The sequence below is a fragment of the Bathymodiolus platifrons methanotrophic gill symbiont genome, from assembly GCF_002189065.1.
Taxonomy (GTDB): domain Bacteria; phylum Pseudomonadota; class Gammaproteobacteria; order Methylococcales; family Methylomonadaceae; genus Methyloprofundus.
In genome coordinates, this window is record NZ_BDMN01000286.1 from 1 (window position 1) to 1526 (window position 1526).

General features: G+C 42.6%; 1 protein-coding gene and 1 pseudogene. One reads left to right on the plus strand and one right to left on the minus strand.

The features are described 5' to 3' along the window. Positions 1-426: 426 nt before the first annotated feature. Positions 427-1182, plus strand: a pseudogene (locus CDZ78_RS15230) (hydantoinase B/oxoprolinase family protein); the annotation flags it as partial. Between the two features lie 215 nt (positions 1183-1397). Here the strand turns inward: CDZ78_RS15230 and CDZ78_RS15235 are convergent. Further along, positions 1398-1526, minus strand: a 129-nt coding sequence (locus CDZ78_RS15235; protein WP_174664590.1) for a CopD family protein, incomplete at its 5' end; no start/stop codon positions are given.

Consider the following 1526-nt stretch of genomic DNA (forward strand, 5'->3'; position numbering starts at 1 on the left):
GTTTATGGCTTTAGCAGGATAGTTATGCCTGAAGACCAGGAGGTCTGCGCTTTTGATAATTATTGCGACAGAACCCTTTTTAGGGTTCTGTCGCATAAACCCCACTTCCCGACGTTATCTGCTATCGCTGAAAATCCTGGAAACGGAGCTTTAGCGAAGTGAAGATTTTTAGTCCGCGATAGCCGTAGGGCCGGTTGTTTTGTCGGAGTCTGAGCGATAGCGAAGGTGGAGACAAAATAAAAGGCCATCCGACACGGCGTCAAGTCATTTGGAGCCTATGTTCCGACCCCTTGTTGGGTCGGGACGAGGTGACGAGGACGAATCGGGGCCGCCGGAGGCATAAGTGGTCGCGTTAAGTTTTTGCCGCTTGCTTGGGCTGGGATGCCCAAAACAAGCTTTCGCAAAAATAGCGACTCCCCGAACACTCTGGCTACAGTATTAAGTTATATGCAGCATGTGCAAGATAATGCGGCCGAATCTGTGCGCCAGTTATTGAGTCGCCTGGCAAATGGACGTTTTGAAAATACCCTGGATGATGGAGCGAAAATTGTCGTTTCTATAAAAATAAATCAAAAACAAAGAACAGCAACTATTGACTTCACTGGGACGAGTAAGCAATTATCTAGCAATTCAATGCGCCTGCTGCTGTTTGTAAGGCCGCGGTATTATATGTTTTTCGCACTTTAGTTAAAGACGATATTCCTTTAAACGCAGGCTGTTTGCAACCTATAAAAATCATTATTCCAAAAAACTCAATACTAAATCCAGAGTATCCTGCTGCGGTAGTGGCGGGTAATGTGGAAACCTCTCAATATATTGTTGATTGTTTGTATGGTGCTTTAGGTGTTTTAGCAGCTTCACAAGGGACCATGAATAATGTAACCTTTGGCAATGAGGATTGCCAGTATTACGAAACTATCTGCGGTGGTGCAGGCGCTAGTGCTGATTTTGACGGATGTATGGCGTTTTCCAGTAGTATTAGAAGAATTCTGCATACGTAAAAATAGTGGTGGTAATGGCAAGCATCATGGTGGTAATGGTGTGATTAGAAAAATAAGATTTTTAGATTCTATGACCGTAAGTATTTTATCCAGTCACCGCTTAAAGCCTGGCTTTGGTTTGCACGGTGGTTTAGCGGGCAGCACAGGGCATAATTCAATACTGCGTTATAACGGAGATGTGGTTGCGCCGAAATTAACATGCAAGCAGGCGATAGCTTAATTTTGTTTTGTATGGCTGTGTGGGATATTAGATTTTTGAGCGCAATTAAACGCAACAAAAACTTGTTTGTAACAAGTGATTTTTTCTCTGAGTGACAAAACTCTTTAGTCTGCATTTATAACAGCGGACTAAAGATCCGCGTTTCATTGTGTTTAAGTTGTTACGTACAGCCTTTCTTAGAAAGGCTTAACCACTGCCAATATAACAATCGCTAGCAAAAATATTACAGGAACTTCATTAAACCAGCGATAGAAAACATGGCTGTGTTGGTTACGGTCAAATTTAAAATCTAATAGATAGCGGTA